The organism is Bradyrhizobium sp. AZCC 1588 (assembly GCF_036924735.1).
In the GTDB taxonomy this organism is placed as follows: Bacteria; Pseudomonadota; Alphaproteobacteria; order Rhizobiales; family Xanthobacteraceae; genus Bradyrhizobium.
In genome coordinates, this window is sequence record NZ_JAZHSC010000001.1 from 4539870 (window position 1) to 4566818 (window position 26949).

General features: G+C 63.0%; 25 protein-coding genes. 13 read left to right on the forward strand and 12 right to left on the reverse strand.

Annotated features, from left to right (window positions below; all coding sequences use genetic code 11):
• Positions 1-72 precede the first annotated feature (72 nt).
• The 4 genes from V1277_RS21345 to pdxR all read right to left on the reverse strand — a co-directional run bounded on the left by V1277_RS21345 (position 73) and on the right by pdxR (position 3940).
• Positions 73-1269 carry an acyl-CoA dehydrogenase family protein gene (locus V1277_RS21345; protein ID WP_334417974.1) on the reverse strand — a complete coding sequence of 399 codons (1197 nt, stop codon included), beginning with the start codon at positions 1267-1269 and terminating at the stop codon, positions 73-75.
• Positions 1270-1322: 53 nt separating this feature from the next.
• On the reverse strand, positions 1323-1952 hold the full coding sequence (locus V1277_RS21350; protein ID WP_334417975.1) for a LysE family translocator: 630 nt from the start codon (positions 1950-1952) through the stop codon (positions 1323-1325).
• Positions 1949-2215 (reverse strand): DUF1127 domain-containing protein, encoded by a 267-nt coding sequence (locus V1277_RS21355; protein WP_334417976.1) that lies wholly within the window; start codon positions 2213-2215, stop codon positions 1949-1951. The genes V1277_RS21350 and V1277_RS21355 overlap by 4 nt, the downstream gene beginning before the upstream one ends.
• Positions 2216-2482: 267 nt before the next feature.
• Positions 2483-3940 (reverse strand): MocR-like pyridoxine biosynthesis transcription factor PdxR, encoded by a 1458-nt coding sequence (gene pdxR / locus V1277_RS21360; RefSeq protein ID WP_442894506.1) that lies wholly within the window; start codon positions 3938-3940, stop codon positions 2483-2485.
• 269 nt (positions 3941-4209) lie between these two features.
• Between pdxR and greA the strand changes: the two genes are divergently transcribed.
• Positions 4210-4716, forward strand: a complete 507-nt coding sequence (gene greA, locus V1277_RS21365) for a transcription elongation factor GreA (RefSeq protein WP_334417978.1) — start codon at positions 4210-4212, stop codon at positions 4714-4716.
• Between the two features lie 90 nt (positions 4717-4806).
• Here greA and V1277_RS21370 read toward each other — a convergent pair whose 3' ends face one another.
• Complete coding sequence (locus tag V1277_RS21370; protein WP_334417979.1) at positions 4807-6141, reverse strand: phosphoribosyltransferase family protein; 1335 nt, start codon at positions 6139-6141, stop codon at positions 4807-4809.
• A gap of 2 nt (positions 6142-6143) precedes the next feature.
• Positions 6144-7478 carry an erythromycin esterase family protein gene (locus tag V1277_RS21375; protein ID WP_334417980.1) on the reverse strand — a complete coding sequence of 445 codons (1335 nt, stop codon included), beginning with the start codon at positions 7476-7478 and terminating at the stop codon, positions 6144-6146.
• Positions 7479-7710: 232 nt separating this feature from the next.
• Here V1277_RS21375 and V1277_RS21380 point away from each other — a divergent pair, with 232 nt between their 5' ends.
• Both V1277_RS21380 and V1277_RS21385 read left to right on the forward strand, forming a co-directional pair.
• Positions 7711-8175 carry a YbhB/YbcL family Raf kinase inhibitor-like protein gene (locus tag V1277_RS21380; protein ID WP_334370031.1) on the forward strand — a complete coding sequence of 155 codons (465 nt, stop codon included), beginning with the start codon at positions 7711-7713 and terminating at the stop codon, positions 8173-8175.
• A 329-nt stretch (positions 8176-8504) separates the two neighbouring features.
• Positions 8505-9425: an SDR family NAD(P)-dependent oxidoreductase gene (locus V1277_RS21385; protein WP_334417981.1), complete on the forward strand. Its 921-nt coding sequence runs from the start codon at positions 8505-8507 to the stop codon at positions 9423-9425.
• A 45-nt stretch (positions 9426-9470) separates the two neighbouring features.
• On the opposite strand, the gene V1277_RS21390 is transcribed toward V1277_RS21385, so the two are convergent.
• Together V1277_RS21390 and V1277_RS21395 are read right to left on the reverse strand one after the other, a co-directional pair.
• Positions 9471-9653 carry a hypothetical protein gene (locus tag V1277_RS21390; RefSeq protein ID WP_334417982.1) on the reverse strand — a complete coding sequence of 61 codons (183 nt, stop codon included), beginning with the start codon at positions 9651-9653 and terminating at the stop codon, positions 9471-9473.
• Between the two features lie 225 nt (positions 9654-9878).
• Positions 9879-10352, reverse strand: a complete 474-nt coding sequence (locus V1277_RS21395) for an Lrp/AsnC family transcriptional regulator (RefSeq protein ID WP_245309210.1) — start codon at positions 10350-10352, stop codon at positions 9879-9881.
• 142 nt (positions 10353-10494) lie between these two features.
• Here V1277_RS21395 and ald point away from each other — a divergent pair, with 142 nt between their 5' ends.
• The gene (ald, locus tag V1277_RS21400) at positions 10495-11610 is read left to right on the forward strand and encodes an alanine dehydrogenase (protein WP_334417983.1); all 1116 of its coding nucleotides are present in this window, start codon (positions 10495-10497) and stop codon (positions 11608-11610) included.
• A 35-nt stretch (positions 11611-11645) separates the two neighbouring features.
• Here ald and V1277_RS21405 read toward each other — a convergent pair whose 3' ends face one another.
• The gene (locus tag V1277_RS21405) at positions 11646-12470 is read right to left on the reverse strand and encodes an SDR family NAD(P)-dependent oxidoreductase (RefSeq protein ID WP_334417984.1); all 825 of its coding nucleotides are present in this window, start codon (positions 12468-12470) and stop codon (positions 11646-11648) included.
• Between the two features lie 28 nt (positions 12471-12498).
• Positions 12499-13335: a MurR/RpiR family transcriptional regulator gene (locus tag V1277_RS21410; protein ID WP_334417985.1), complete on the reverse strand. Its 837-nt coding sequence runs from the start codon at positions 13333-13335 to the stop codon at positions 12499-12501.
• A gap of 136 nt (positions 13336-13471) precedes the next feature.
• On the opposite strand from V1277_RS21410, the gene V1277_RS21415 reads away from it, so the two are divergent.
• From V1277_RS21415 to V1277_RS21445, 7 genes are all read left to right on the forward strand, one after another.
• Complete coding sequence (locus tag V1277_RS21415; protein ID WP_334417986.1) at positions 13472-14767, forward strand: ABC transporter substrate-binding protein; 1296 nt, start codon at positions 13472-13474, stop codon at positions 14765-14767.
• A gap of 71 nt (positions 14768-14838) precedes the next feature.
• Complete coding sequence (locus tag V1277_RS21420) at positions 14839-15759, forward strand: branched-chain amino acid ABC transporter permease (RefSeq protein ID WP_334417987.1); 921 nt, start codon at positions 14839-14841, stop codon at positions 15757-15759.
• 2 nt (positions 15760-15761) lie between these two features.
• The gene (locus V1277_RS21425; RefSeq protein WP_334417988.1) at positions 15762-16805 is read left to right on the forward strand and encodes a branched-chain amino acid ABC transporter permease; all 1044 of its coding nucleotides are present in this window, start codon (positions 15762-15764) and stop codon (positions 16803-16805) included.
• Entirely contained in the window at positions 16796-17539 is a 744-nt protein-coding gene (locus tag V1277_RS21430) for an ABC transporter ATP-binding protein (protein WP_334417989.1), read from the forward strand. The genes V1277_RS21425 and V1277_RS21430 overlap by 10 nt, the downstream gene beginning before the upstream one ends.
• A complete protein-coding gene (locus tag V1277_RS21435; RefSeq protein ID WP_334417990.1) occupies positions 17536-18237 on the forward strand; it encodes an ABC transporter ATP-binding protein in 702 nt (233 codons plus the stop codon). Before V1277_RS21430 ends, V1277_RS21435 begins: the two co-directional genes overlap by 4 nt.
• Positions 18237-18896, forward strand: coding sequence for an ATP-binding cassette domain-containing protein (locus V1277_RS21440; RefSeq protein ID WP_334417991.1), 660 nt, complete (start codon positions 18237-18239; stop codon positions 18894-18896). Before V1277_RS21435 ends, V1277_RS21440 begins: the two co-directional genes overlap by 1 nt.
• A gap of 94 nt (positions 18897-18990) precedes the next feature.
• A complete protein-coding gene (locus V1277_RS21445; RefSeq protein WP_334417992.1) occupies positions 18991-20427 on the forward strand; it encodes an NAD-dependent succinate-semialdehyde dehydrogenase in 1437 nt (478 codons plus the stop codon).
• Between the two features lie 72 nt (positions 20428-20499).
• Here the strand turns inward: V1277_RS21445 and V1277_RS21450 are convergent, their stop codons facing one another.
• Both V1277_RS21450 and V1277_RS21455 read right to left on the reverse strand, forming a co-directional pair.
• Positions 20500-22212 carry a protein kinase domain-containing protein gene (locus tag V1277_RS21450; protein ID WP_334417993.1) on the reverse strand — a complete coding sequence of 571 codons (1713 nt, stop codon included), beginning with the start codon at positions 22210-22212 and terminating at the stop codon, positions 20500-20502.
• A 34-nt stretch (positions 22213-22246) separates the two neighbouring features.
• Positions 22247-23506, reverse strand: coding sequence for an MFS transporter (locus V1277_RS21455; RefSeq protein ID WP_334370025.1), 1260 nt, complete (start codon positions 23504-23506; stop codon positions 22247-22249).
• A gap of 650 nt (positions 23507-24156) precedes the next feature.
• Here V1277_RS21455 and nirB point away from each other — a divergent pair.
• Both nirB and nirD read left to right on the forward strand, forming a co-directional pair.
• Positions 24157-26616, forward strand: a complete 2460-nt coding sequence (gene nirB / locus V1277_RS21460) for a nitrite reductase large subunit NirB (protein ID WP_334417994.1) — start codon at positions 24157-24159, stop codon at positions 26614-26616.
• On the forward strand, positions 26613-26948 hold the full coding sequence (gene nirD / locus V1277_RS21465) for a nitrite reductase small subunit NirD (RefSeq protein ID WP_334417995.1): 336 nt from the start codon (positions 26613-26615) through the stop codon (positions 26946-26948). Before nirB ends, nirD begins: the two co-directional genes overlap by 4 nt.
• The last annotated feature ends 1 nt before the right edge of the window (position 26949 follow it).

Genomic DNA, 26949 nt, shown 5'->3' on the forward strand with positions numbered 1-26949 from the left:
ATTTCGTAGTTGGGAGCTCCGCCTCCTGCCGCATCGATCTCAATGGCAATCGAGCTGACCAGTGGCTGGCCGTCACATGACGTAGGGAGGATAGGCCAGGTCCAGGCCGGCGACGAGCTTGCCCAGCTCGCCCAAGTGATGGTGCGAGAACAGCAGGTGCTGGCGCGCGGCCTGCACGTCGCTGAGGGCCCGCAGCAGGCGGCTCCCACGGTAAGCGGCGGCGCCGCCGCCAAGGTGGTGCGCTGTGGATGTCACCTCTACGCTCGTGTCGCAGGCGTGCATGCCAGCCAGGCAGATGCGAGCCTGGAGCTGCCGGCTGATCGGCTCGCCTCGCTCGGCGTGCATGTGCGCCTCACCGACAGCGGTGCGCAATCCGGCCCGGGCCGCCCGCAGTCTTGTGTCTGCGACGGCCAGTTCGGCCATCGAGATCGGCGCGTCGGCCAATTGACCCCGCCGCGCGGTCCGGCCTTCGCGCGCCTGCCGCGAAATCTCGTCGATGGCGCCCCGGGCGATGCCGAGCGGGACGGCGATGAGAGTAGGCAGCAGCGTCGTGTAGATCGGCAGCCGCCATAACGGGCCGTCTGGCCAGGGCCGGTCTGCGAAGCGAGTGCACCGATCCGGGTAGACCGGGACTTCGGCGGCGGCAACGTGGTGGCTGCCGGTCCCGCGGAGGCCCACGACATCCCAGGTGTCCTCGATCGTCAGGTCGGCCACGGGCACGAACACGATGCGCGGCACGGGACCGGCTCCATCGGCGTCATGGAATAGTGCGCCAAGGCCGACCCATGCGCTGTGGAGGCAGTTGCTCGTGAATGGCCAGCGGCCGCTCAGCGTGACTCGGCCGTGGTCGTTGACCACCCGGCCGAGCGGAGCGAACATCGTGGCATTGCCTTGATCCGGGTCAGCGAACACCGTGCGTGCGCCCGTTGCGGGCACGTAGCCGGCGAACACGTTGCTCCCCGCGCCAATCGCCGCGCACCACCCGGCGCTGCCGTCGACCGCCGCGATGCGCTCCATGACGTCCATCACGTCTGTGATCGGCGCCTCCATTCCACCGAGGGCTGCTGGGATCAGCAGGCGGTTGATCCCTGTGTCGCGCAGGGCGGCGACGACCGCGTCGGGCAGGCGGCGGCTGCGTTCGATTTCGTCGGCGGCCGCGTGGACTAGATGCAGGACCCCGTCCACAGCCCGCTTCGTTCGAAGCGTGTCACTCGCCATCGAGCCCACCATAAGGCGGCCGTTCTTCTGCATGCGATCAACAGATTTCATGTGCATCACCTAATCTTCGTTCGATGGCTCCAGTTCTTTTTCCGCTGTTGCCGTCAGACGATGCGGGCGCATAGCGAAGCTCCCAAGGCTATCAGGAGGACTCCGGTGAGTTTGTTGAACCAATCCAGCGCGGCTTTCTGCAAGCTCGGAAACATGGTGTTCGTGCTGAGGGCGAGGAAGAGATACCAGGACGCACTGCCGAGCATCACACCGATGGGCGTCGCCAGCGCGCAACCAATGATCAACGGTTTGCCGGTTTCCAGCGCGGACGTGACGCCCAGATACGGCAGTATCGTCATCGGGTTGGCGGCAGCGATCAACAGGGTCGATGTATAGGCCGAAAGCAAATCTCGGCATGTCGGATCTCCGCATGTCGCGCCGTGCGCCGCGTCCGTGGACACGAGAATGGTTCTGAGGCCCATCAAGACCAGCACGATCCCTCCAGTGATGCGCAGCGGCGTGTGCAGAGCGAGCGTCACCTGCGTCAACGCGGTTCCGCTCACCACGGCCAGGCTACTGAACATCCCGTGGGCTGTTGCCGCACCCAAGCCGCTCGCGGCTCCTATCCAGATTCCGAATGCCAACGTCCGCTGCACGCACATCAAGCCAATCGGGCCGAACGGGATAGCGACGAACAAGCCCAGCGCCGCCGCCGGCAGCAAGTGCGCGATGAACGACGTCATTTCCAGAATGGCTTGGCTGCTTCGGCCATAGCCTCTGACCGCGTCTTGCCGATGTCCTTGAGAAAGTGGTCATCGAGCTCCGCTAAGGCTTGTCGCTGCCGCGACCGCTCCGAACACCGGGCACACCAGTGTAGGAACCGTAATCCCCATCCAAGTCGACGATCGCTGGACGCCGCGGCTTCCTTCCAATTCGTGAGCGCATTGACAATAACGGACATGATAATCCTCCTGATGCGCAGATGCGCGGGTAGAACTATCGGCATGCGCGTCGCTGGCGTGTGAGTTCGTTCACGTCTCACGCCTTCGTGCGATGACGAGCCATCGTCGGCGGTCAGGGTGTGCTTGCGGTTTCAACGCGCGCGGCCGCAACTGCCTGACGTCGCGCGCGTCAGCGGCCCAACGTTAGAAAGCGAAGCGGTATGACGGAAGATCCAATTTTCGGATGATCAATCAGTCCAATTCAGGCGGCGCCTCGGGACTGTTGTTGATCGGATTGCTGAGTCGCGTGCCGTCACCTCAAGCGACATCGCTCACGCCGCATTCGGGCGTCGAGACACGCATTCATCGAAGCAACTTCGCAGCCGCCTCAGCCCTTCGGCGATCCGCGCCGTCTCGATCGCCCCATATCCCAGGAGGATGCCGGCCTGAGGCTTTCCGTCCACCCGGACGGCCGACAGTCTTTGGAAGGCGACGCCGAGCTCAAAGGCTCTTGATGCAATCGCATCAATGTGATCAACCGACGCTCTTCGCGCGTAGGCTGCGATATGCAGCCCGGTGCTCGATGGAATAAGGTCGAGATGATCGCCGAAGTTGCTCTTGATCTCCGCGGTCAGCACCTGATGCCGTTCGCTATAGGTGCGGCTCACCCTGCGAATGTGGCGCGCAAACGCGCCCTCGTCGATGAACCGCGCCAGCGCGCTCTGCGCCAGTGTCGCTGTATGCCAATCGGTGACGAACTTCGCCTTGTGCATCGCCTCTCGCAGCGACGGCGGCACGACCATGAAGGCCAGCCGGAGACTCGGCAGCAACGTCTTTGAGAATGTGCCGACATACACAACGCGACCGGCCGTATCGAGGGTCTGAAGCGGCTCGAGCGGACGCCCACCGAAGCGAAACTCGCTGTCATAGTCGTCCTCAACGACAACCGCGTTGTTGCGCTCGGCCCAGGCAAGCAGCGCACGTCGACGCGACAAGCTCATGGCCACGCCGAGGGGGTATTGATGCGAAGGCGTCACGTAGACGGCCCTTGCCTCGGCCGGCAGCGCCTCCACGACGAGACCTTCGCTGTCGACCGGCACGCCGATCACGCGCGTGCCCAGCGCCCTGAACAAGTGCTTTGGAGGTTGATAGCCCGGATCTTCCATCGCAACGACATCGCCGGGCTCGAGGAGCACGCGAGCGATGATGTCGAGCGCCTGTTGGGTGCCATTAGTCACGATGACGTCGTCGGGCGATCCGGAAACGCTTCGTGAGATGCCAATGTGGCGAGCGATAGCCGCGCGCAGCTCCCGATTGCCCGCAGGATTCTCGTAAACGCCTGCCGCCATTTCGCGCGAGCGCACCGCATGGGCGACGACCCGCCTCCAGGCTCCGTGTGGGAACAACGAAGCGTCTGGAAGCCCGGTTCTAAAGTCGAAATCCGCCGCGCGGACAAAGGCCGTCGGAAGCGGTATCGTCTCCCAAACGCCACGCACCCGAACTGCGCGGACTGTCGACCGCCTTGTTTTCGACGCCGGACGTTTCGCCCCAAGCTGATGGCTGACGAACGTCCCGGCGCCCGCCTGGGATGTCGCGAATCCTTCCGCGACAAGGCTTTCATAAGCAATCGTCACCGTCGATCGCGCAACCGTCAGCGCGGCGGCTAGTTCTCGCGTGGGAGACAGCCGCTCTCCAGGCCGAAGGCGCCCGTCCAGAATTGCCTGCCGGATCTGACGGTAGATCTCGCCGCTGAGGTCACCTCGACCAACAAGGCTGACATGAAAAGCCACAGTACCGAGCCCTCTTTGCTCCGCATTGGACTGGCAACCTTACATAAGGGTGTACGTTCCATCATACCGCTCTGCAGGTTCCATCACGGACTGTCAGAGCCGCGCAGCGGGCGAGGCGCCGTGGCCCCGCACTATGGGAAACCGGCAACCTCACCAATTGGAACCCGTGTCCTCGCACGGCGTTCCCCACCGCAGGTACGCGACCGCTGGTGGCGCGGCGCGAACGTCTGAATGCATGCTTTGTCGATTAACTCGGTATAAGAGTCGCGATGACAAGACTTCCCATGACGGCCGCGGGCTACGCTGCCCTTGCTGATGAACTGAGGCACCGTATCCGCATCGAGCGGCCCGATCTTATTCAGCGAATTCAGCAGGCGATCGCCGACGATCCAAATCTGGTTGAGAATTCGGAGTATCAGGTTGCGCTTGCAGAGCAAAGTGTCAACGACACTCGAATTGCCGAGTTGGAAGACAAGCTCGCGCGTGCCGATATCGTCGACGTATCCAAGCTTTCCGGCAATACCATCAAGTTTGGCGCCACGGTGACGCTGATTGATGAGGACACCGGCGAGAAGCGGGTCTGGCAGCTCGTCGGCGAACCGGAAGCCGACGCGAGCAAGGGGAAGATTTCGATAACTTCACCGATCGCCAGGGCGTTAATCGGAAAGAGCAAAGGGGAAACCGTGGCCGTCGAGACACCAGGCGGCGGCAAGGCTTTCGGGGTCCGACAAGTGGAGTGGTTTGAGGCAAAGCGAAAAAGGCGCGAGCAGGTGTGAAACGGCGGCTCGATCTTCGAGGCGGGCGCAGTATCGCATCGGATATTGTATTTGCCTTACCAGGTCCAGGTGAGGGCGCTCTCGCGATCGTCACGTACGCGCCTGGTTCGGGCTGCTGGCCTTGGAGCGATGCAACAGCTCGGTAACTTCCTGATCGGAAGTCTGGCCGAAATCTCTGTAGTGCATGCCGACCGCAAAGAACGGATCGGGGCTCTTGAGACAGATGATCTCGTCTGCCTCCACACTCAGTTCGTCAAGCGAATCGCGTGGCGCAACCGGCACCGCAAGAACGAGACGGCCCGGCTTCGCCCTTGCGAGCGCTCTCAGCACGGCTTTCACGCTTCCGCCGGTGGCGATGCCGTCGTCGACCACAATGGTCGTACGGCCGGCAATTTCTGGCGGCGGATCACCGCCGCGGTAAAGGCGCCGTCGACGTTCGATTTCGGCAAGCTGGCGGGCAATCTCGGCTTCCAGGTAGGCCGCGCCCGGCTGGATCTCGCGAACGATGTCCTCATTGAGCACGACCTGCGGATGGGCGCCATCGACGACCGCGCCGAGCCCGAGCTCCTCATGACCCGGCGCGCCGATCTTACGCACGAGCGCTACGTCGAGCTTGGCGTGCAGCGCTTGCGCAACCTCGAACGCGACGGGTACGCCCCCACGCGGCAGCGCGAGCACGACCGCGTCCTTGTCTTTGAACTTCATGAGCGCAGAGGCTAGCCGGCGTCCGGCGTCTTGCCGGTCGTTGAAAACCGTGTCGGCGTCGATCACCTCTTCGGAGAGGGGCGACGCCAGGAACTGGCGGAACCAGCGCGTGGCATATTGCGTCACCTGCTCGAGCGCGCCGGGTTCTTCGAACAAATGCGTCGCTTTCGGCACGATCACGAGGTCCTTCTCGCAAGAGAGCTCCGCAAAAGCCGAACGGTTGAGCGGAATAACCGGTAGGTCGGCCCCACCAACGATCAACAGGGTCGGCGCCCTGACGGCGTGCAGCGCATTGCCGGCCAAATCCGGGCGACCGCCGCGCGAAACCACCGCAGCGACGTTTTGCCGGTCGGCAGCCGCGACCAGCGCGGCCGCTGCACCGGTGCTTGCGCCGAAATAGCCAATCGGAAACTCCGCGAGCTCTGGCCTGTCACGGGTCCAGTCCGCGGCGTCTGCAAGCCGTGATGCCAACAGCGGGATGTCGAATACGTTGCCGCGGTCGCGTTCCTCCTCCGGGCTGAGGAGATCGAGCAGCAACGTGGCAAACCCGGCCTCACGGAGAGCCGCTGCGACCTGGTTGTTGCGTGGGCTTAGACGGCCGCTACCGCTGCCATGCGCAAAAATCACGATGCCGACCGCATCGTGAGGTACGCCCAGAATGCCCGCAAGGTGGTGCGGACCGACCAGGACTTCGCTGAGCTGTTCCCGTGCACTCGCCATGATCAGAACCCAAAGGGATAGGTCTCTGCCGCGCCCGTTACGGCTCGTGTCGCAAGCGGTGTCACCGCCTTGGTATCTTCGAACCAGACGAACGCGTCGAACTGTTCGGGCAATACCGCCTCGAAGTAGTGGCTGAGGAGCTCCGTCTCGGGTCGATAGATGACGCCAATGGCTCGCTCGAGTCTGGGACCGGTCAACCTGTCGCGCAGCTCGCCTCGGCCGGGCGGCCGCAAATCGGTCAGTGATCGCGCCAGACCAGTGCGGCGGAGCAGGTATTCATAGCTGTCCTCGCGTGCCGGCCGAACCGACTTGATCTCCATCTCGCCGCCCCAATCGGAGGCCGCAGCCACTGTGCCGCGATCCGTGCCGAAGCCGATCAAGACGGCCTCGTCGCCATAGGCATTGCGGACGAGCTCACCGATATTGAATTCGCCGCCCCAACCCATCGAAGTTGCCGCAGCGTTGCCGATGTGGGAGTTGTGGGCCCAGACCACCGCCTTCGCCTGCGGCCCGCGTTCCTGCACCACATATTGCAGCGTGTCGAACATGTGACGGTCGCGCAGGTTCCACGACTCGGTCGAGCCGCGATACATGATGCGGTAATACTGCTCGGCCGCGCGCACGATCCGCGCATTCTGCGCGGCATTGAAGAAGGCCTCGTCGCCGTCTCTATGCGAAAGCCGGTGCGACAGAAGCTCGCGCAATTGAGCCACCGCCTCGTCTTCGCAACTGTCGCGGCCGGACAGCACGGCGCGTCCATAACCGGCAGGGTCTGCCTGCCACGGCGTCAGGCAGGAATAGCGTTCACGCGCCGCGCGGGCGCGTTCCGGGTCGATGCGTTCGAGATACGCGATGACAGCGGCAATGGAGCTGTTGAGGCTGTAGACGTCGAGCCCCCGGAACTCGACTCTCCGGCCCGCAGCGCACGCGTCGTTGTGGAAGCCCAGATAATCGATGAATTGCTTCACTTCGATATTGCGCCACATCCAGGTCGGAAAACGTTCGAACGGCCGCTCCTTGGGCGGCTCGGATGGCAGTTGCCGCACGAGGTGATCGAGCACTGCTGCGTCCGGCCAATCGGCCTCAACCGCGACAATGTTGAAGCCGTGGTGCTCGATCAACTGGCGGGTGATGGCGGTACGTGCCCGATAGAATTCTGACGTGCCATGTGTCGCTTCGCCGAGCATCACGATTTTCGCAGGGCCGAACCGGTCGAAAAAGGACGTGAAATCGTCCTGCTCCGGAGCCGGGAGATGCTCGCCTGCCTCATGCAGGAGATCGATCAACTCGCGATTGGTCCTCTCGCGAATTTGTTCAGCTTCCGGTGAAAGGGCCATGCGCCGGGTTCCCTAGATGGCTGCGCTTGTCCGGCATCGGCACGCGCGGCTTTGCAGGGATCGTCCTGAGCGCACGCGGGAAACGCCGATCAGCGTGCCTTGTTGAGGCAACTCAAGCGCCGGTCCGACGTTCCTTCGTATCGGCGGAATCGACCGGCAAGACGTGTGGTTGCACCCCGGAGGACCGAGCGAGCCCGCCGCTGCGACCTTTCATGAGCACGGGAGTCTGCATATGGTGTTCAAGTTGACGAGTCCTGCATTCGACGACGACCAGCCGATTCCGGTCAAATACACTTGCGACGGCCAGAATGTGTCTCCGCCGCTTCAATGGTCGGATCCGCCGCCGGGTACGAAGAGCTTCGCCCTTATCGTTGAGGACCCGGATGCACCGTCCGGCACGTTTCGGCATTGGGGCATCTACAACGTCATGGGCGAGCGGTCGATGCTGCCGGAAGCCATCGGTCACGGGCCAAAGACGGAGCGTCTCGGCAAAGGCATGAACGATTTCGGCGAACTAGGCTATGGCGGGCCCGCGCCGCCCAAGGGTCATGGTACGCATCACTATCACTTCAAGCTGGCGGCTTTGGATGTCGACGAGCTATCGCGGTCGCCCAGCATGCCGGTAGTCGACATCTGGAAAGCAGCCGAGAAGCACATGATCGGCCAGGCTGAACTCGTCGGGACGTACCGCAGGTAGTGGCGACGCGTTGCATGGAACGAGCGGGTGTCGGGGTGCGCCTGTGGCATGCCCGCTCCCGCTCGGCACTCTGTTCCTTCTGTTTGCATCGATGGTCGTGCGAATACGTACCTTGGTTGCTCCATGGCTTGGATTGTTGTCGGTCCACGGGTTCAGTGACGCGGACGCTCCTGTAGTTTTCCGACTGAAAGCCTCAGCCGGTGACTGCGCCCGCATGTTGCGAAGGAACGGAGTTCATTCGGCGCTCGCGGCAGAAACTGCGTCAGTCGTTCCACGCGCGGCAGGAAGAACGTCGATGACGCGCGCCGCGGAACATCGCGGGTACGAGCGTGTTCAACGCTTTGGACCAGAGCAAAGCGGAGCGGATGACGATGGCGGGACGGCTGAACGGCAAATCATCAATCGTAACAGGTGCGGCGACGGGAATCGGCGAAGCTATCGCCCATAAATTTGCGCGAGAAGGTGCGAAAGTCATTGTTGCCGGACTGCCCGCCGATCCGGTGGAGGACGTCGTCCATGCCATCCGGGCGCGCGGCGGCGTGGCCGAACCCTTTCTGGGCGATGTTGCGGACGAGGTGGATGCGCAAGCCTGCATCGCCCTGGCGATCGACGCATTCGGCAGGCTCGACATCCTGATCAACAATGCTGGCGTCTTTCCTGAAATTGCCGAATGCCAGGATCATTCTGTCGAGATGTTCGACTACATCGTGCGTAACAATGTCCGTTCTGCATTCCTGATGACGAAGTTTGCGCTGCCGCATCTGAAGCGCTCGCGGGGTGTCGTGATTTCGACGGGATCGGAGGCCGGCGAAATGGGTGAGCCGACGGCGGCGCCCTATGGCGGCTCGAAGGGTTTCCTTCACGCTTTCATGCGCGGCGTGGCCTACGAACAGGGCAAGCACGGCGTGCGCGCCCTCTGTGTGTGCCCCGGCCCTATCGATACGGCCTGGACGCATAAGGAGACCGGGCCGATGAACGAGCAGATGGAGAAGCAGACTCTTGCCGGTACTGTGCTCGGTCGGCGCGGCACCCCGGAGGAGATGGCCAATGTCTTTGCGTTCGCCGCGTCGGATGAGGCGAGCTTCGTAACGGGGGCGCTGATATTTGCTGACGGCGGCACCACGATTGCGAAGGGCGGTCCGGGGGAGACGGTGCAGAGCTTTGTGAGGGAGCAACCCAAGCCGACGCTCGATCTCAGGCACTCGCACGACGGCCTCAAGGGCAAGCCGGTCGAGAATCGCATGCACTAGATGAAGCTGCGAGCAGAATGCCGGTCGCGATCGAGTCGCTGCTGGTCAGAGCCCCGGTACCGCCCGGCCTTTTCTGCCCGATTGCATCTCTTGGTTGAGGCGATCATCCGCGTGCTGGCTGACCGCATCCGTCGGCGGAAATATGCTGTCGTATATCGCGCGAGCCTCTCGAATTAAGCGAGCCCGCTCAAGCTCTGGCTTCGGAACAAGTCGAACGATTTCGCCCATGCAAGGGTCCCCGTCGGAAAGGCATCTTTGGTTTGCAAATACGTTATGTTATAACGTAACATACGGTGGATTAGCGTTCTGTCAAGTCGCGTTTGGTCCGGTCGGCAGCATCGGAACGCAACACGCCCGGTCGCCGGACGACGCCGAAAACGACTGACGCTTCGCCGTCGCATCTATGCGTTGGTAGGCTGGATGTTGCTGATTGCGTCGAGCTGATCGAAGAGGCTAGCGCCGCAATGCCGTCTCGGGGATGGCCCTGCGCACCACCTCGCGCATCGCAAAGCTCGAGTGGATGCGCGCCACCCCGGGCATCCGTGAAAGATGTTGCTTGTGGATGCGCTCGAAGTCCGCGATGTCGCGTGCGATGACCTGCAAGTGATAATCGTCGCTGCCCGACATCAAGTGACAGGACACGACATCCGGACATCGGGCGATCGCCGCTTCGAACGCGGCCAGGTAATCCTCGCTCTGTTTTTCCAGCGTGATGGTGACGACGACGGTCGTGACGAGCCCGAGCGCAGTCGGCTCGAGATCGGCGCGATAGCCCCTGATAATCCCACCTTCCTCGAGTTGGCGGATGCGGCGCGCGCAGGCAGTCGGCGACAGACCAACCTTTTCGGCGAGCTCGATCTGGCTCGCCCGGGCGTCAGCGAGGAGCTCGCTCAGAATCCGATAATCAATGCGATCCAGTTCATTCACGCTACAAGTCACCAATTTATAAGGCTAATGTGTAGAATATATGCGCAAATCTCGCTCAGCAAGCCGCAATTCGCCGAGAAGCGTTGCCGACTCAGAAGTACTCTATCTGCAGTCAGACAACCTCGAATGCAGGAGCAAGCCCATGCGGATCGGTGTGCCCAAGGAAATCAAGGTCGAGGAATATCGCGTCGGTCTGACGCCGGCTTCGGTGCGGGAATATGTGACGCGGGGGCACGAGGTGATCGTCGAGCAGGGTGCGGGGATCGGCATTGGCGCAAGTGATGATGTCTACCGTTCGGCCGGCGCTGCAATCGTGGATACGGCCGCGGAAATTTTCGCGACCGCTGATATGGTGGTCAAGGTCAAGGAGCCGCAGCCGAGCGAATGGCGCCAGCTTCGCGACAATCAGATCCTCTTTACCTATTTGCACCTTGCGCCGGACGCGGCGCAGACCAAGGGGCTTCTGGCATCCGGCTGCACGGCGATTGCTTACGAGACGGTGACCGACGCCTATGGAGGGCTTCCTTTGCTTGCGCCGATGAGTGAAGTGGCGGGACGGTTGGCGATCGAGGCGGCGGGCGCTGCCTTGCGGAAATCGGCGGACGGAATGGGCAAGCTGATCGGCGGGGTGCCCGGTGTGGCGCCAAGCAGGATCGCGGTGATCGGCGGCGGCGTGGTCGGCACGCATGCCGCGCGGATGGCCGCAGGGCTCGGCGCCGATATCGCGATCCTGGACCGCTCGCTGCCGCGTCTTCGCGTTCTCGACGAGATGTTCCAGGGACGCGTGCGCACGCGCTATGCAACGCTGGAAGCGATCGAAGAGGAAGTCATTGCGGCCGACGTCGTCATCGGCGCCGTGCTGGTGCCGGGCGCCAGCGCGCCGAAGCTCGTCTCGCGCGCGCATCTCGCCCGTATGAAACGCCGTGCCGTGCTGGTCGATGTCGCAATCGACCAGGGCGGCTGCTTCGAGACGTCGCGGCCGACGACCCATCAGGCACCGACATATCTCGTCGACGAGATCGTGCACTATTGCGTCGCCAACATGCCGGGCGCGGTGCCGGTGACGTCGAGCCATGCGCTCAACAATGCCACGCTGCCGTTCGGCCTTGCGCTGGCTGAAAAGGGCATCCGCGCGCTGATCGAGGATCCGCATCTGCGCGCCGGACTCAACGTGCACCGCGGGCAGATCACCAATCGCGCGGTCGCCGACAGCCAGAATTTGCCTGCATCGGCGCCCGAAATGATTTTGGCGGCGTGACGCCGACTCGCCTTACGAAGATTCTTGGCCCGCCTTCACGCCGCCCAGCACTGTCCTCCGCCGTCCACGCGCAGCACCTGGCCTGAGACGAACGCGCCCAACGGACCTGCGAACACTTCGACGACGCGCGCGACTTCGTCGACGGTCGCGATGCGATCGAGTGTGCCGGCTTCCACCATCCGGTTCTGATCCACCGCGCGCGTGCCCATAAAGCGGCCGGTGCGGGTGTCGCCGGGGGCTATGCAATTCACGGTGATGTCGTAGGATCGGAGCTGATCGGCGAGGCAACGCGTGTAATGCGTCATGCCGGCTTTCGCAACCGCATAGATCGAGCCGTTTGTGCGGCCCTTGAAGGCTGCGACCGAACCGATGGTGACGATGCGGCCCTGACGCCTCGGCATCATTTCCTTGGCCACCGCCTGGCAGGTCAGGATGGTTGAGAGCAGGTTGCGATCGAGCACCGCGCGAACATCCTCCTCGCGAATGCCGACGGCGTCGTTCGGATCCGGCTTGCCGCCTTTGGCCGCAATATCGCCGCCGGCATTGTGAACGAGAATGTCGATCGGACCCAGTTGCTTCGTCGTGGTCTCGACGACACGCGCGATGTCGGCGCCTTGCGTAAGGTCGCCGAGTACGCTGATGGTGCGTACCCCATGGGCCGACGCCACCGCTTCCGCGACCGCCGTCAGCGTCGATCCCTCGCCATATTCGGCCGGTCCATTTTCGCGCATGCCATGGATGGCGACATCGGCACCCATCGCCGCCAGCCGTTCAGCGAACGCGCGGCCTAGCCCGCGACCAGCGCCGGTGACCAGCGCAACCTTGCCCTTCAGCGACCGCGCGTCGTTCTGTGATGCCATGACGTTCTCTCCTGATTTTCCCGAAATGTCAGTCTGCGGCGAGATCGAGGCCGATCGCGAGCGCCTGCACGAGGCACATCGGCGCGACCAGAGTGCGCAGCGCCGGCTCCGGCATGTCCTGAATTTCGAACACGACCGAGGCGCCCTCAACGATCGGGCTCAGCAGACTGTCGGTGATGGAGATCGCCGGCACGTTGCGCGCCACCAGTTCGGGAAATAGCCGCGCCGTATCAGGGTAATAGTTGCGGAAGCTGATCGCGACCAGCGCGTCTTCGGAAGTGGCCGGATGCGATTGTTCATGGATGCTGCCGCCGGTGCCGTCCAGCAACACCACGCGCCGCCCGAGTTTCCGCAGCACATAAGCCAGATGCGTTGCTACTGGAAACGAGCCGCCGAGTCCGAGCAGATAAATGTCGCGCGCCTTCGCCAATATCATGATGGCAGCTTCGAGTTGGCGCTCATGAGCGGATTGGCTGAGTGTCACCAGGGCCGATTGCGCTTCCGCCACGAAGCGCCCCAGCACCGCCGCGGGTTTGCGGCCGAGGACTGATTTTTCCTCGCTCTTCATCCGCGCCAGCCGCGCCTTGTAGCTGGGCGCCACGCCGGCCACGAGGCGCGAGCGGAACACCTCCTGCATCTGGGTAAAGCCGCCGAAGCCGAGGGCATGCGCGAAGCGGACGATGGCCGACGGCGGCACGCCGGAACGCTCCGCAATCTCCGCGACCGTGCCCAACGCGACATCGGTCGGATGATCGAGCACGAATTCCGCGATCTGCTGCAGGCGTCCAGACAAGGCGCGATGCCGTTGGGCGATCGCCCCACGCAACTCGTCGTAACTCATCGCCGTACCGGCAGGCTTGTTCATGATGTCAGCTTTACCCGATTACGGCCGTTTCGCCGCTTGGTTCTAGTTTCTGGTTCAAACATTCCACTTTACATTTAGAATAGAACGTTCATTCTATGGGCCGCAACAACAAAAATAAAGCGGTTGGGAGGGAGCCATGAAACGACGTGAAATTTCGCGACGGAGCGTTCTGAAGGGCAGCCTGATGGCCAGTGTCCTTGCCGGAACGGCGAGTTACTTCGGACCGTGGAAGGAAAACCGTGTCTGGGCGCAAGGCGCCGCCAAGCCGATCAAGCTCGGCCTGACCTGCGATGCCAGTGGTCAATACGGCAACAGCGGGCAGGACGATTTGCGCGGAATCCAGATGGCGATCGACGAGGCCAACGCCAAAGGCGGCGTGCTCGGCCGCAAGATCACCTGGATCACGGCTGATACCGAAACAACGCCGGCCACCGGCAGCCGCCTCGCCGAGCGGTTCATCACAAGAGAAGACTGCACCATCCTGATCGGCGCGGTGCATTCAGGCGTCGCCAATGCCATCACCCAGGTCGCTGCCAAGAATGGCGTCATCTACCTGAACACGAATTCGTCCGCACCCAGCGAGGCGGGCGAGAACTGCTCACGCATCAAGTTCGTCTGGGACGGCAACGGCACCAATTTCTCCAAGGCGTCGGTCGCGAACGCCGTCAATTCGATCGGCAAGAACTGGATGCTGCTCACGAATGATTATGTGTGGGGCCATACCACCTCGGCGGCGACGAAAGCGCAGGTCGAAGGTGCCGGCGGCAAGATCGTCGACAATCTGCTGGTGCCGCAGAACACCCGCGACTTCACGGCCTACCTCTTGAAGATCCAGCAGGCGAAGCCGGACGTCGTGGCGACCGCGATCGGCGGCGACGACATCAAGGCGCTGCGCGAGCAGGTCGCCCAGCTCAAGCTCGACGGTAAACCTGCCTGGATCAACAACCAGCAGGACTGGCCTGACGTCTGGGGCTCGCCCGACAGCCTGTTCGGCGTGTTCGGCACCACTTGGTATCACAAGCTGGCGCTGCCTGGCGTCGCTGATTTCGTCAAGAAATGGCAGGCTACCAACAAGGAGGGCTCGATTCCGGTGCCCGGCAATGTTTCCTACAACGGCTACATGGCCACACGGGAATTGCTGCGCGCGATCGAGCGCGCCGGCTCGACCAACAACGTCAGGATCATCAAGGAGCTTGAGAATCTGAAAGTCTCGGCGACTGACCGCATGCAGCATTTCGATGCCTATATGGATCCGATGACGCACCAGATGCAGCAGACGATCTATCTGGCGCGGCGCAATCCCAAGCCTGCGGACAAGACCGATCTGTACGAAATCATCAGTTGGACTGAGCCAAAGGCTGTGGCCGATACCGACGCGCAGGCCAAGTGCAAGCTGGTCCCCTACGAGCAGGTTCCTACGGTTGATTCTTGAGTTCGCCGCTTGAATTCGCAGCGGGCGCGTGGTGTGCCCGCTGCCCTGCAACAGCAATATGAGAATGCAGCTTGTTCGACCTTCTTCCGCACATCCTCAACGGCCTCTCGCTCGGCCTCCTGTTCGCGCTGATCGCGCTCGGCTTCATGCTGATCGTAGGCCTCATGGAGCAGATCAATCTCGCGCACGGCTCGCTGTTCGCGCTCGGTGCCTATTTCGCCATGCAACTGATGGGGCCGCGCCCACCGTTCCCGGCTGACCTTGCGCAGTCCTGGCTGGCATTGCCGCTCGGCTGGCGCTACGCCGCGACGCTGATCCTGGCGCCGGCTGCGGTCGGCCTCGTCGGGATCGCCATCGAATTCTGCATGCGCCGGACCTACGGCAAGGATCCGCTTTACGGTTTGCTGCTGACCTTTGGCGCTGCGATGGTGATCGAGGAGGTGATCCGCCTGACCTGGGGCACGCGCGACTACGTGTTGCAGGTGCCGCAAGCGGTCAATGGCGGCTTTATCTTCGGCGATCTGATCTGGTCGACATACCGCTTCTATGCCGCGGGCATTGCAGTCGCGGTCATCGGACTGGTCTGGCTCCTGATCGAAAAGACCTCGTTCGGCGCCACCGTGAAGGCGGGTGCGCATGACAGCGAAATCGTGCGCGCGCTCGGCATCAACCTGACGCGGCTGCGGCTGCTCGTCTTCTTATTCGGCACTATGCTGGCGGCCATCGCCGGCATTATCGTGGCGCCGATCTGGGGCATACGCCCGCACATGGGCGTCGACGCCGTCATTCCGGCATTCTTGGTGATCGTCCTCGGCGGCGTCGGCAGTTTCTGGGGCGCGGTCGTTGCCGGCCTTCTGGTCGGGCTCGCCATCGGTCTGTCCGGCGCCTACGCCTCCGAGTGGTCGTTGCTATCGATGTACGTGTTGCTGGTGGCGGTCGTGACGTTCAGGGCGCGCGGGCTCTGGGGCAAGAAAAGCGTGCTCGAGGCCTGAAGATGATCCCAACACCGCAATCCGATTCCGCGCGGCTCATCACACCGACCATGCTGGTGCTGTGGCTGGTGCTGGCCACCGTGCCGTTCTGGATCGCGCGCGTCGGCCTCTATCCCTATCTCGGGATCGAGATCCTGATCTGGTCGCTCTATGCGCTCGCGTTCAATCTCGTGCTGGGCACCGCTGGCCTGCCGTCGTTCGGCCACGGCGCCTATTTCGGCATTGGAGCCTATGCTTTCGGCCTCTGCCAGTTCAATGTCGTCGCCAATCTCTGGGTCTGCCTTGCGGCTGCATTCGCAGTCGCGGGTTTGGCCGGCGCGCTGGTCGCGCTATTCATCTCGCACCGGCGGGGTATCTACTATGCCTTCATGACGATCGCCTTCGGCCAGATTTTCTGGACGCTCGCGATCAAGTCGCACAAGGTCACCGGCGGGGAGGACGGGCTGCTGAAGATCGCGCGGCTGCCTGCCGATTTTGGGTTTGCGTCGTTCGATCTCGCCGGCAATGTGGCGTTCTACTATTTTGTCCTCATGGTCTTCGGAATCGCTGTTATAGCGCTGTGGCGGCTGGTGCATTCGCCCTATGGCCGGGTTATCGCGGCGATCAAGCAGAGCGAAATCCGCGCGGCGCATCTCGGCTATAATGTGTGGCTCTACAAGGCGTCGATCTTCGCGCTGTCGGCGGCAGTATCAGGATTTGCCGGCGGCCTGTTCGCGATGGCGCAGCTTGCTGCGTTCCCTGATGTAATGAGCCTGCATCAGTCCGGTTACGTCGTGATGATGACGCTGGTCGGCGGCGGCCTCGTCAGCTTCTGGGGTCCCGTCATCGGCGTGTTTCTGTTCCTGATCGCGCGCGACGTGATCGGCGCCATGACGAACGCCTGGATGCTTTATTTTGGGCTGCTGTTTATCGCGGTCGTGCTCTTCCGGCCTGAGGGGATTGCCGGAGCCATCAAGGCCGCGTGGCAGAACCGGTCGCTGAATTCGATGCGGCAGCAAGGGGGCACTGCGCTGCGTCTCTTGTTCGGAGGCGGACGATGGCACTGATCGAAGTTTCCGGCGTTCATGTTCGCTTCGGCGACCGCGTTGTGCTTGAAAGCATCGACCTGACAGTGCCCGAGGGGGAGTTCCACGGCGTGATGGGGCCGAACGGCGCCGGTAAGACCACATTCTTCAACGTGCTCACCGGCCGCGTCAAGCCGAGCCGTGGCTCGATCCGGTTCGACGGCGAGGATGTGACGGGGCTGAGCTCGCATCGCATTGCAGCCAAGGGCGTCGCCCGCTCGTTCCAGATCATGACGCTGTTCGACGAGTTTTCCGCGCGCGAGAATGTCATGGTCGGCCTGCCGGGCTTTCGCGCCCGCGGGTTCGATATGCGCCACGCCGTTGCCGGCGAACGCGGGTTTGCCGAGAAGGCGTCCGAGATACTTGTTACCGTTGGCCTCGCCGACAAGGGCGATACTCGCGCCAAGGATCTCAGCTATGGCGACCGCCGTGCGCTCGAGATCGCGGTCGCGCTGGGGCAGGGACCCCGCGTGTTGTGCCTGGACGAGCCAACTTCCGGGCTTGGCTCGGACGGCATACACCGCCTCGCGACGCTGGTTGGCCGGCTCAAGGGCAAGCTCACGATCGTGGCCATCGAGCACGACATGGAATTCCTGTTCTCGCTCGCCGACCGCATTTCCGTGATCCATTGGGGCCAAGTGGTCGCGCGCGGCGCGCCCCACGACCTGCAGCAGAACGAATGGGTCAAGCGCTCTAACCTCGGTAGGTTCGCATGATTCTCCAAGTCGAGGGGATCGATACGTTTTACGGTGAGACGCAGGCGCTGTTCGGCGCATCGCTGTCGCTTGAGCGCGGCAAGGTATTTGCGCTGCTGGGCCCTAACGGCGCCGGCAAGACCACGATGCTGCGTTCGATTCTGGGACTGACCCGTCCGCGCCGAGGCGCCGTCAGGTTCGACGGCCGCGAGGTCACGCATAGCCCGACGCATGAAATCGCGCGCGGCGGGATCGGCTGGGTGCCCGACGACCGGCGGCTGTGTCCGACGCTCTCGGTGGCGCGCAATCTCGGCATTGCGCAGAAGCGGACGAAGTTCCGGAGCTGGACCGTCAAGGAGGCGTGCGAAATCTTCTCGCCGCTAGAGTACCTGATGGAACGCGAATGCGAGAACCTGTCGGGCGGCGAGATGCAAATGGTGGCGATCGCGCGTGCGCTTGTCGGATCGCCCGGGCTGATCCTGTTCGACGAGCCGAGCCAGGGGCTGGCGCCGAAAATCGTTGGTGACGTGCTTGCGACCATCCGCAGGCTGCGGAACGAGGGCGTCGCCTCGCTCGTGGTCGAGCAGAATGCCGAGATCGCGCTGTCGGTCGCCGACCAAGCCGCCGTTATCGATCGCGGCCGGATCGCCTGGAGCGGAGAGGCCGCAACGCTTCGTGACGACCACGGCCTGCGCCAACGCCTGCTTGGAGTTCACTGATGGCCTCGCCGCTGCTCGTCCTCGATCAGGTCCGCAAGGTCTACACGCGTGGCCGCGTGGTGCGCCGCCCGACGTTCACACTTGAAGCCAATCTCGTGATCGACCGGCCCGCTGTTATCGGCGTGGTCGGCCCGAACGGGGCCGGCAAGACGACGCTGTTCGAAATGATGACCGGCTCGAATGCGCCATCGTCCGGCCGCGTTTACGTCGCCGGCGCAGACATCCATAAGGTCAAGTACCGCGAACGCGACCGCCTCGCGATCCATTATCACCAGTCCTATCAGGTACGCCGCTTCCGCAAGCTGGTGCCATCGATACTCCTCGAAAAGTCGCCGACGCCGGCGCCGGTGGTGCATCTGTTCGACGAGCCGCAATTCAACCTGCAGGACGGCTATATCGGCTTTATGCTCGATTTCTTCCGCAAACTGCGCGCGGATGGGCGGCTCGTGGTGGTGTGCCTGCATCCGACTGCCGCCTGGCACCTGGAAATCCTGGCCGAAATCGCTGAACAATATCTGCTGGTCGCGGACGGTGGCGTCACGCGACAGCCGGATTTTGCGGCGCTCACCCGCGAGCCCCGGTTCCGGAGTTATCTGGGTCCGGAAATGACGCGGGCCGCGGAAGCGCTATGCGTCGGTCGCGCGGGCGCATACCACTGAATCGGCTTTGCAATTCGATCGGGCTTCCATCATATAGGCGCCTGATTTCCGCCGCGCGCCATTTGGCGACTAATAAGCTCAGGGAGAAAGTCTCGTGGCATATTCGAATACCCAGCTCTTCATCAACGGCAAATGGCGTCCGAGCCAGTCGGGCAAGACCATCGCCGTGCTCAATCCGGCGACCGAGGAGACGATCGGCACCGTTGCGCATGCCGACCGTGCCGATCTTGACGAGGCGCTGGAAGCCGCCGCCAAGGGTTTTAGGGTCTGGCGCGCGGTGGCACCGTTCGACCGCTGCAAGATCATGCGCAAGGCGGCCGCGATCATGCGCGAGCGCAATGACGAGATCGCGCCGCTGTTGACGATGGAGCAGGGCAAGACGCTGGCCGAGGCGAAGATCGAAGCGATGGCGGCGGCCGACATCATCGAGTGGTTCGCCGAGGAAGCCAAGCGCGCCTATGGAAGGGTGATCCCGGCCCGTGGTCCTGGCATTTACCAGATCGCAGTCAAGGAGCCGGTTGGCCCGGTCGCGGCCTTTTCGCCCTGGAATTTCCCGATCAACCAGGTCGTTCGCAAGCTCTCCGCGGCTCTCGCAGCCGGCTGCTCCATTATCGTCAAAGCGCCCGAGGAAACCCCGGCATCTCCGGCGCAACTGATCAAGGCGTTCGCTGACGCGGGAGTGCCCGATGGCGTCATCAACCTGGTCTTCGGCGTGCCGTCAGAGATTTCGGAATATCTCATTCCGCATCCGGTGATCCGCAAGATTTCCTTCACCGGCTCGACCACCGTGGGCAAGCAGCTCTCGGCCTTGGCGGGCCTGCACATGAAGCGCGCCACCATGGAGCTGGGCGGCCACGCGCCGGCCATCGTATTCAAGGACGCGGACGTCACGTCGGCGGCGAAGATTCTGGCGGCAGCAAAGTACCGCAACGCCGGCCAGGTCTGTATCTCGCCGACCCGCATGCTGGTGCAGGATGATGTGTTCCGTGAGTTCGTCGACAAATTCGTCGAAGGTGCCAAGTCGATGAAGGTCGGCAATGGTCTCGATCCCGACTCGAAGATGGGATCGCTCGCCAATCCACGTCGCGTCACCGCCATCGAGGGCATGGTGCAGGATGCGGTCGGCAAGGGCGCCAAGCTCGAGACCGGCGGCCACCGCGTCGGCAACAAGGGCTACTTCTTCGAGCCGACGGTCGTCAGCGAGGTGCCGAAGGACGCGCGCGCCATGAACGAGGAGCCGTTCGGGCCGCTGGCGCTGATCTCGCGGTTCTCGACCTTCGACGAGGTGGCCGAGGAGGCCAACCGCTTGCCGTTCGGTCTCGCGTCCTACGCCTTCACCAGCTCGACCAAGACGGCGACCGCAATCGGCGCGGCGATCGAAGCCGGCATGGTCTCGATCAACAGTTTTGGTCTGGCCCTGCCCGAAGTGCCGTTCGGTGGCGTCAAGGATTCCGGCTACGGCTCGGAAGGCGGCACCGAGGCCATGGAGGCTTATTTCAATACCAAGTTCATCACCCAGACCGGGGTGTGAACCAGGCTGGCGAGCCAGCCCGGCTTGCTTCCCTCACGTGTTGTAGCCCGACGCTCCACCCGGAGCGTCGGGCTAATTTTTTACGATCCATGCAAGCAGGAGGATGACGAGCACGATCAGGCCCGCCGACAGGCTCTTCCAGAACACCAGCGGATCGCGCTCGTAGAGCGAGCGCCGTGACGTGACGGCGGGCTTTGCCCACATCGCGCCGTTTTCGAGCTCGTGCGAGAATTCGATGACGTCGCCATAGCGTTGTGCACGATCGACGCTGAGCGCCTTGCCGACCACCGCGTCCAGCCACGCCGGCAGGTCGGGGCGATAGCGCGAGAGGTAGGTTGGCTTGCCGAAGCGAGGCCGCGAGAACGGTTCGATTTCGCCGTAGGGATAGGCGGCGGTGAACATCCGGTACACGGTGACGCCGAGCGCGTAGAGATCGGAAAACTCGTCGCCGGGCCGCCCGCCGAACAACTCCGGCGCCATATAGCTCGGCGTGCCCGGAATATCCTCGGCCGGGAAGTCCTCGAGCAACGGCACGCGCGCGACGCCGAGATCGACCAGCCGCAATCCGCCGCCCTTCAACAGGATCACGTTGTCGGGTTTGATGTCGCGATGGATGATGCCGGCCCGGTGCAGGGTCGCAACCGCGCGCGCCAGCTTGGTCGCGATGCCGATGCCTTCGGCCAGCGAAAGCTGCGGCGAACGATTGAGGCGCTGTTCCAGCGTCTCGCCATCGTAGAGCGGCATCACCGAATAGAGCCGAGTCTGCCGTTCGGCAGGAAGTTCGATGATCTCGCCGATCCACAGGCTTCGCACGCGCGCCGCGACCCACGCTTCGCGGACGAAGGCGAGCCGATAGGAGCCCTCACTGGCCACGCGCGGATGCGGAAACTTCAGCACGACTTCGCGGCCCTGCCGCTTGTCGATGGCCTTGAACAGCCGGCTGTAGCGTCCGTCCGACAATATTTCGCCGAGCGTGAAATCATCGATCACGTCGCCCGTCTCGGGCAAATCCAGAATCGGAAGCGTCGCGATCGAATGGGTGAGCTCGTCCCGGTCGGCGGGCGGCAGGTCGACGACATCGAGCACCAACGCGGTCATGTTGTCGGTGGAGCCGGCATCGAGCGCCGCGTCGACCAGCGCGCGGGCGGATTCTTCCGGCGAGGTGCGCTCGCTCAATAGTAGCTGCAGGCGGTGATCGGCGAGTACGCCATGGACGCCGTCGCTGCAGATCAGCAGCCTGTCGTGCTGCCGCAACCCGACGGTCGCGTAGTCGAAGCGGGCAAAATCCTCGAAGCCGATGGCGCGGTTGAGCAGATGAGCGAGATCGCCGCGTCCGGCGATGTGGTCGGTGGTCAGCCGCTCCAGGCGTCCCTCGCTCAGGCGATAGGCGCGGGTGTCGCCGATGTGAATGATGTGGCAAAGCCGCCGCGACAGGATGATCGACGAGAAGGCGCAGCTCATGCCGCTGAGGCGAGGATCGGTGCGGCCTTGCGTATAGATCCAGCTATTGGCGGCTTCCAGCGAGCGCGACGCCCGGCGGCGTACGCCGAGCGTCTCGGGGAGGGAGTAATAGGCGTCGATGAAGCAACGAACCGCGAGCTCGGCGGCTTCGCGTCCGCCCTTGTGTCCGCCGACACCGTCGGCGACGGCGGCGACGATGTCGCGATTGCTTACGCCGGACCGGCCGAGGCAGGTCCCGACATAATCCTCGTTAGCGGAGCGCTTGCCGGTCTCGCTGACGAAGCCGACGCGAACCCCGAGATCTCGTTGCGAACCGATCGTCACCCAGCGCGGCCTGTCAAGTTAGCAGCGCGCGTCGTCAGACCCGCGCTCCCGATGCGGCGCCCCATGTGGTGCGCCAGCGCACCTTGACCATGGCAAGTCCGAGGAAACCAAGCAACGCCAGCAGGCCGAAAAACAGGAAGCCTGCGCCAAATCCGCCGGTCATTCCCTTGGCGATGCCGAGGGCCTTGGCAAGGAAGAAACCGCCGATGCCGCCGGCGCAACCCACCATGCCGGTCATCAGGCCGATCTCCTGCCGGAAGCGAAGTGGAATGAGCTGGAACACGGCGCCGTTGCCCATGCCGAGCGCGAGCACGCCGATGGAGAACAGCAGCACCGACATCCAGGCGATCCGCGGCATTTCGGTGAGCGCCCAACCCGCAGCCGCTGGCGCGGCCGGCCCCTCCGGCATGAAGGCGATGACGAGATACGCCGCCACGACGACGCCAAAGAACATCGACAGCGAGCGGATGCCGCCGATGCGGTCGGCGATCATGCCGCCTACCGGGCGGAAACCCGAACCGAAAGCGACGATCAAGGAAACCAGCAGACCCGCTGCGACGCCTGATACGTGATATTGCACGGTGAAATACAGCGGCAACGCGTTGGCCAGTCCGACGAAGCCGCCGAAGGTGATGAAGTAGAAGAACATGAACCAGCGGCTGTCGGGATCGCGCAGCAACGTGCCATAAGCCTTCAGCGAAATCGGTTTCCGCTCTCCGGGCGCGTCCTTGGCGGCATAGGCGTAGTAGGCGAGGATCAGCACCATTGGAACGAGCAGCACGCCGAACACGGCTTGCCAGCCCCAAAGCTCAGCAATCGTCGGCGCGAACATCGTGTCGAGCACGACACCCATATTGCCGGCACCCGCGATCCCCATCACCACGCCCTGATATTGCGGCGGATACCAGCGGCTCGCCTGCGGCAGCGCCACCGCGAACGAAGCGCCGCCGATGCCGAGCGCGAGACCGAAGATTTCGACCGACAGCTTGCTCGGGAGTCCGAAATAGCAAACCCAGGACGTCGCGGCGATGACGACGAGTTGCGCGACAATTCCGGTCCGCTTGGCGCCGAACAGATCGGCGAGTATGCCCATCGGCACGCGCAGCAATGCGCCGGCCAGAACCGGGATGGCGACGAGCGTGAACTTCTCGTCGACAGCCAGGTTCATGTCATGCACGATGTAGACGATCAACGGACCAAGCGCGACCCAAGCCATGAAGCTTATGTCGAAATAGAGAAAGGCGGCGAGCAGCGTGGGCCAATGGCCGGCCTTCTTGAATTCAGCAAACTTCATCGAGCAGCCTCGAACAGCGGCGTGTGATACCGTGCGGGCCGCGCGGTATCTCGGCACAAGAGACGGAATTTGGGAAGCGAGTCGGCTCGTCGTTGAGACGCACTCTAGGTCTCAACGTCAGCAATTCACGTGCCAGACAAACAAGCGCGCCACTTAGCGTGTATTTGCAGTGCCTTGCCAGGTGCGCCTAAACCGCCGCGAATGCGGCCGCTGCTCCGTTTGTTGGCAAAACCAGCCGCTCGAACGTGCAGTGTGGTGTTTTATTATGCTGTGCGAAGTATTAACGGAAAAGCTCTCCTCAAAGCCGCCCTGTCGGTGCCGTGCTATTTCCACGGGCACATTGCCATCGAGTCACGGGGAAGTATTCGGGTTGTGCACAATGGATAGCCCTTACGGGTGATTTTTTGGGCATCCATGCACGCGCAAGTGCAGCCAACTAGCGATTTACCGGCTGAAGCCGTGTGTTGCGCCCGAAGAACTACGGGCGCGGCGTTGGCACGTCTCTTGAATACATGAGATATCGATCGTCATAGTCGACGATACTCTGCCCGCCGATGGGCGCTCCTCAATCATCAATAGTTCTCGCCAATCGACGATGCAGAGTTGCGTCGCCGAACGGGGCCATCGGAACCTGAATTAGAAGGCAGAGCATGCTCGACAAAGTGAACAAGCCGAAGTTGGTGGTGATCGGCAACGGCATGGCCGGCATCCGCACGGTGGAATTGTTGCTGGACCGTGCGCCCCATCTCTATGACATCACCGTGTTCGGCTCCGAGCCATACGGCAACTACAACCGAATTCTGCTGTCGCCCGTGCTTGCCGGCGAGAAGACCGTCGACGACATCATGCTCAACACGGAGCAGTGGTACGAGGACAACGGAATCACGCTGCGCAAGGGCGAAATGATCGAGATGATCGATCGGCGTACCTGCGAAGTCGTGACGAGAGAGGGCGCGCGGGTACCCTACGATCGCCTGCTGATCGCCACCGGCTCGAACCCGATCATGTTGCCGCTTCCGGGCAAGGATCTCCGGGGCGTCATCGGCTTTCGCGATATCCAGGACGTCGAGCATATGGTTCAGGCCTCGACGAGCTTCAAGAACGCCGTCGTGATCGGCGGCGGTCTGCTCGGCCTCGAGGCCGCCAACGGCCTGATGAAGCGCGGCATGAACGTCACCGTCGTGCATCTGCTCGACACGCTGATGGAGCGCCAGCTCGATCAGGTCGCTGGCGGATTGCTGCGCAAGTCGCTGGAAGAGCGCGGCATGGTGTTCAAGATGCCGGCGCAAACGGAGGCGATTCTCGGCGAGGATCGCGTAACCGGTGTGCGCTTCGCCGACGGCGAGGAGATCCCTGCGGATCTGGTCGTGATGGCGGTCGGCATCCGTCCGAATGTCGAGCTGGCGCGCAAGGCAGGCCTCTATTGCGAACGCGGCATCGTGGTCTCCGACACCATGCAGACCTACGACGGGCGAATCTACGCCGTCGGCGAATGCGTGCAGCACCGGCGCCAGACCTACGGGCTCGTGGCTCCCTTGTTCGACCAGGCCAAGGTCTGCGCCAACCACCTCGCCATGAAGGGTTTCGCCACCTATGACGGGTCGGTGGTTTCGACCAAGCTGAAAGTGACCGGGATCGACCTGTTCTCCGCCGGCGACTTCGCGCCGGGTGCGGACAAGGAAGAGATCGTCATGCAGGACGCCTCCCGCGGCGTCTACAAGCGCATCATCCTGCGCGACAAGAAGATCGTCGGCGCCGTGCTCTATGGCGATACCATCGACGGCCCGTGGTACTTCCAGCATCTGCGCGACGGCACTGACGTTTCGCAGATGCGCGAGCGACTGGTGTTCGGCGCCGCCAATCTCGGCGACGGCGGCCATAGCGGCAAGAACTCGGTCGCCGCCATGAGCGATGATACGGAAATCTGCGGATGCAACGGCGTCTGCAAGGGGACGATCGTCAAGGCAATCAGCGAGAAGAAACTCTTCACGATCGACGACGTGCGCGCCCACACCAAGGCATCGTCGTCGTGCGGCTCCTGTACCGGCCTGGTCGAGCAGGTTCTCGCTTTCACGCTCGGCGGCGACTATTCGGCGGCGCCGAAGGTCAAACCGATGTGCGCGTGCACCGATCACAGCCACGATGACGCGCGCCGCGTCATCGTCGAGAATGGATTGAAGACGATCCCCGATGTCATGAAGTTCATGGACTGGAAGACGCCGAACGGGTGCCACTCCTGCCGTCCTGCCCTGAACTATTATCTGCTCGCCACCTGGCCCGGCGAGTATCGCGACGATCAGCAGTCGCGCTATATCAATGAGCGCGTTCACGCCAATATCCAGAAGGATGGAACGTACTCTGTCGTGCCGCGGATGTGGGGCGGCGTCACGACGCCGGATGAATTGCGCGCCATTGCCGACGTCGCGGACAAGTTCAAGATTCCGACCGTCAAGGTGACCGGCGGACAGCGCATCGATCTTCTGGGAGTGAAGAAGGAGGACCTGCCGGCGGTCTGGGCCGATCTCAATGATGCAGGCATGGTATCGGGCCATGCCTATGCCAAGGGATTGCGCACGGTGAAGACCTGTGTCGGATCGGAATGGTGCCGTTTCGGCACGCAGGATTCGACCGGCCTCGGCATCAAGCTCGAAAAGTTCATGTGGGGCTCGTGGACGCCGGCCAAGGTGAAACTCGCGGTCTCTGGCTGTCCGCGCAACTGCGCGGAAGCGACCTGCAAGGATGTCGGCGTCGTCTGCGTCGATTCCGGATTCGAGATCCATTTCGCCGGCGCCGCCGGTCTTCACATCAAGGGAACCGAATTCCTGGCCAAGGCAGCGACGGAGGAGGAGACGCTCGAAATTATCGCTGCGCTGACGCAGCTCTATCGCGAACAGGGATGGTATCTGGAGCGCATGTACAAGTGGTGCGATCGGGTCGGCCTCGATGCGATCCGCAAGCAGGTGGTCGACGATGTCGCCAACCGCAAGGCGCTGTTCAGCCGCTTCGCCCATTCGCAGCAATTCTCGCAGAGCGACCCCTGGGCGGCGCGCGCCCAGCGCGGCGTCGACCGTAACGAATTCACCCCGCTGGCGGAGCTCGAACTCGCATGACCAAATGGATCGAAATCGGGGCGTTGAACGACATTCCCGTTCTCGGCTCGCGCGTGGTGAGGACGGCCTCCGGAGACATTGCGGTGTTCCGGACCAGCGAGGACGAGGTGTTCGCACTCGACGACCGCTGTCCGCACAAGGGCGGACCGTTGTCGCAAGGCATCGTCCACAACAAGCGGGTCACGTGTCCGCTGCACAATTTCGTCATCGAGCTCAAGAGCGGCAGGGCGGTCGCGCCCGACGAGGGGTGCACGCGCGCGCATCCGACCAAGGTGGAGAACGGCATGGTCTGGCTTAGCGTCCAAACGGCAGCGGTTGTGCCCGCCGAGTGAG